The following is a 4,077-nucleotide window of genomic DNA, read 5'->3' as shown; positions in this document are numbered from 1 at the left end:
TTTGCTTGCTGGCGCCGATGCACGGGCCTGTTTTGCCCGATACACGATCGCAGTCGGCAGTACCGGCAATCTCGGCCTAAGCATTGGAACGATTGCGGCGGGCCTGGGGTTTCGAGCTGTCGTGCATATGTCGGCCGATGCCAAGCAGTGGAAGAAGGATCGGTTGCGTCATAGCGGGGTTAACGTGATCGAACACGTCGGCGATTACGCGCACGCTGTGGCGGCAGGGCGCGAGATGGCGGCCGCCGCGCCGCATACCCATTTCGTCGACGACGAGCGTTCGTTATCGCTGTTTCTCGGTTATGCGGCGGCCGCCCTGGAGTTATCGGCGCAACTCGAGCAAGCGGGGCGGACGGTGGACGATGGCCACCCCTTGTTCGTCTACATTCCATGTGGCGTGGGCGGCGCGCCAGGCGGAATCGCGCATGGGCTGAAAGCCGTGTTCGGCCGGAATGTCCATTGTTTCTTTGCGGAACCGACCGCCTCGCCTTGTATGCTCGTTCAACTGGCTGGCGGCTGTGATGTTCCGATGTCGGTCTATGACATCGGCCTGGACAATTGCACTGAAGCGGACGGCCTCGCGGTGGGCCAAGCGTCAGAACTCGTCGCCCCGCTGATGAGGGGCCAGCTTTCCGGCATTTTTACCGTTGAGGATCACACGTTGTTTGCGCACCTGCTCGCGATCAAGCTCGCGCTCGGGATCGACCTGGAGCCCTCGGCCGCGGCGGCGGTCGGCGGTCCGCTTTGGGTGACGGGGGCGGCTGAAGGGCGCGCATACACGCAGCGCTATGGAGTGGCAACGCAAGGCGCGACGCACGTTATCTGGACGACTGGCGGCTCGCTGGTTCCGCCTGATGAGCTGATGCGCTTTCAGCAGCGCGCTCGCGCCTGTGGCGACCGTTCAGCGCGCGTTTGCGAAGACGCGTCGCCGGCGTGTGGCGAGGCACCTTCGCATGCTGTCTGACGGGCGGATCGCGCGGTAGCGGTGGTCGTTCGCGCATGGTGGCCTCGACGGCATCGGCAAAACGTTGCAGCGCTGTCAGCGAACCCGATACGCTGTGGTAGGTGAGGGTGCCGATGCGCGCATCCAGCAGTACCTCGAGGCCCGCTTTGCGGGCCAGCTCGATAATGTCCATGTCACGCCTCCCCGTCAGGCGCCGTTGCAATGCGTGGCGTTGCGAAACCGGCTGAATCGCTCGTCGTGTTCTTCTATGCGCTGCGCGCATCGATATGGCGCGCAGCCGCTTTCGTGCCGAGTATTCAGCCGGCGTCCCCGCTCGCTCGTTTTCGTTTTGTGCAGGCGCCATTGACGCACACGATCATGAAGTCACGTCGAAGCGGCCTAGCGCATGCCGGCCGATTCACGTGCGCTCATTGTCGCGCTCCCCACCACGCTGCGAATGTGCGCGGGCGTACTGCCCACGCTTATCGTCTTGCATTTCGCCATTCGCGATGGCGTGCACAGCTCCCCGCCGGCGCTTTCCAGCGCTCCCCCGTATCGTTCGTACCGTATTCGTGTGATGAATGGTAGTCGATGGTTCGAAGGCATGACAGCGTGGAAATTACCTACGCCTGCGCGCCCTGTCGCCGCAAGGGCGGTGGCGACAAGGGCGATGGATGAGCTGCACGCGGACGGAACGCCGGCGCGGGCGTGGGGCGTGGGGCCGGTTAGCCCATGACGATGTTGGCCAGCTCGAACCGATACGGCACCGCTGCCGTTCCGCCGCCGCCGCCCGTCATGACGATGTCGGCGCTGGCGATGCCAAGCAACGACAGCTCCGTATTGATGTCGGAGAGCACCGCCGAATTCATGAGCCGGCCTTCCTCGACTTGCGAGGCCGTGCCGATCCATAGGGTCGGCTTGAATTCGAACACGGCCTTTTGGCCGGGGGCGATGCCCGTCTTCGTCGATAGCAGCCGGCCGTCCTTGAAGATGGAGGCGTTGATGGCCCCGGCGGCGAGATCGTTGCGCACCTGAACTTCCCGCGACGTCGACGCGTCGCCGCCCGCGGCGAGCACATTGCCCGAATGCGAGCGCGAGACGGCGAACAGTTGGCCGTTCTGGGCCACCCGTTTCGGCATGTAGTTGCCGTCCGAATCGCTGGCTGTCACGGCCGTCGCCATGGGAAAGACGAACGGATGATTCGCGCCGCGGCCGCAGTTCGAGATCACTTTCCACGCCACGGCGAGTTCGTCGAAGTCGGTCGATACATTCTTTTGAAAGACGACGACTTGCGAATGGTTGACGTCGTTCGACAAGTTGATGAAATTGAGTTTGATGTCCATCGCTAACCCTGCCTATTGGATGTTGTCGGGTAGATCGAGCGGCGCGCCTCGCATGCCGCCGATTGCACTGCCTTACGCCATCACCACGTTTTCGAGCTTGAATGCGAACGGCAACGAAAGCCGGCCCGGGCCGCCACCCGTCATGACGATGTCGGCGCTCTTCAGGCCGAGCAGCGAAATCTCCGTATTGATGTCCGACATCACGGCCGAATTCATGAGTTGTCCCTGTTCGACCTGCGATGCCACGCCGATCCAGATCGTCGGCTTGAACTCGAACACGGCCTTTTGGCCCGGTGCGATCGAGGTCTTGATCGCGAGCGCTGTGCCGTCCTTATAGATCGTCGCGTTCACCGCGCCTTGCGGCAGATCGTTGCGAACCTGGACTTCCTTGCTCGAACCCGGCTGCGTGGCCAGTTGCAACACGTCCCCCGACGGCGCGCGCAGGACCTGGAACACCTGGCCGTTCGTTGCATCCTGCTGCGGCATAAAGTTTCCATAGCTGTCGCTCGTGCTAACGGCCATCGCGATCGGGAAGCGGAACGGATGGTTATCGCCCTGGCCGCAATTGCGGATGACTTTCCAGGCCACGTGCAGTTCGTCGAAATCGGTCGACACGTTTTTCTGGAAAATGACGATGCTCGAGTTGTTTGCGTCGTTCGAGCGATTGACGAAGTTCAATTGAATGTCCATCTACAACTCCTCATTAAAAAAGCGGCAATCGGTTTGCCGCGCACCTGACCGCCGGCCCGCGCGAGAGCGGGACCGTCGAACGTGAATCGAGGACCGTTGAAAGCGGGTAAGGCTTGCGCGGCTCGCTAGAGGCGCAGCACGTTTTCGAGTTTGAACTGGAAGGGCTGGGCGGTTTCACCGGCACCGCCACCGGTCATGACGATGTCGGCCGATGCGATCCCCGCGAGTTCGAGTGGCGTATTCGCACTCGAAACGACGGCCGATGCCAGCGCCCGGCCTTCTTCGATTTGCGAGCCGACGCCGATCCAAAGGACTGGCGAGAAACGAAAGATCGCTTTTTGCCCCGGCGCGACCGCGGATTTCGCGGCCATCAGACGGCCGGCGACGAACGCATTCACGTTGACCGCGCCGCGTCCCATCTGATTGACCACTTCGATATTGGAATGCACCGTGCCATCGAGGGCGCGAGCCAGCCGCGGCCGTCCGCTGGCATGAGTGGCGACGATTAGACGGCTACCATTAGCAGCGGCGATTCGGGGCGAAAAATTCCCGTTGTCGTCGCCGAGTGCGACTTCGACATCGCTGGAGTAGGCGAAGGGATGAATGCAATCGCGGCCGCAGTAACGGATCACGCGCCAGGCGATCGCCAACTCGTCGAACTCGGGCACGACGTCGCGCTGAAACAGCACGACCTCGCTGTTGCCGCAATCGTTCGATCGATTGATGAAGCGCAGCGCGATGTTCATGCGGCCCCCGTGGCGTCGTCGTCGCTGTCGAGTTGCGCCTCAGCCCACTGGACGAGCGCTGCCGGCACCCCCACCGCGAGTGAGGCGAGGTGGGCCGCATAGGCGCTGGCCTGATTGTGCATATCGCCGAATAGCTTCGCGGCCAGCATCGATGCATCCTGCAGATTGCGGCACCGCTCCAGGCCCTCGAGGTATTGCGCGGTCGCACTCGTCAGCGCGCTCGCGTGCTGCGTCTGTCCCTGCGTGACACGCGTCGCCAGATCGGTGTGGATCTCGGCCAGTGCCTTGATCGAGGCGGCCGCATCTTTCAGCTGCAATTGATCGCGTTCCTTGCGCCAGCCGTCGTCGAGCGCCG

At 62.8% G+C, this 4,077-nt stretch carries 5 protein-coding genes; 1 reads left to right on the top strand and 4 read right to left on the bottom strand.

The features are described 5' to 3' along the window. Window positions 1-964 (top strand): D-serine ammonia-lyase (locus ACTHL0_RS17655; RefSeq protein ID WP_440568112.1); only part of this gene is annotated, 964 nt, incomplete at its 5' end. 704 nt (window positions 965-1,668) lie between these two features. On the opposite strand, the gene ACTHL0_RS17650 is transcribed toward ACTHL0_RS17655, so the two are convergent. The 4 genes from ACTHL0_RS17650 to ACTHL0_RS17635 form a co-directional block, all read right to left on the bottom strand. Further along, on the bottom strand, window positions 1,669-2,286 hold the full coding sequence (locus tag ACTHL0_RS17650) for a hypothetical protein (RefSeq protein ID WP_440568111.1): 618 nt from the start codon (window positions 2,284-2,286) through the stop codon (window positions 1,669-1,671). A 72-nt stretch (window positions 2,287-2,358) separates the two neighbouring features. Beyond that, a complete protein-coding gene (locus ACTHL0_RS17645; protein WP_440568110.1) occupies window positions 2,359-2,976 on the bottom strand; it encodes a hypothetical protein in 618 nt (205 codons plus the stop codon). 125 nt (window positions 2,977-3,101) lie between these two features. Then, window positions 3,102-3,722, bottom strand: a complete 621-nt coding sequence (locus ACTHL0_RS17640; RefSeq protein WP_440568109.1) for a hypothetical protein — start codon at window positions 3,720-3,722, stop codon at window positions 3,102-3,104. Next, a partial coding sequence (locus ACTHL0_RS17635; RefSeq protein WP_440568108.1) for a phasin family protein occupies window positions 3,719-4,077 on the bottom strand: 359 nt, incomplete at its 5' end. The genes ACTHL0_RS17635 and ACTHL0_RS17640, both read right to left, overlap by 4 nt.

The organism is Trinickia sp. (assembly GCF_051961175.1).
Taxonomy (GTDB): Bacteria; Pseudomonadota; Gammaproteobacteria; order Burkholderiales; family Burkholderiaceae; genus Trinickia.
Note: the sequence above shows the minus strand (reverse complement) of the source record. Positions and strands in the feature narration are given on the sequence as shown.

Coding starts and splice junctions, on each gene's coding strand:
- ACTHL0_RS17650 (WP_440568111.1), bottom strand. CDS start 2,286: ATGGACATCAAACTCAATTTCATCAACTTGTCGAACGACGTCAACCAT.
- ACTHL0_RS17645 (WP_440568110.1), bottom strand. CDS start 2,976: ATGGACATTCAATTGAACTTCGTCAATCGCTCGAACGACGCAAACAAC.
- ACTHL0_RS17640 (WP_440568109.1), bottom strand. CDS start 3,722: ATGAACATCGCGCTGCGCTTCATCAATCGATCGAACGATTGCGGCAAC.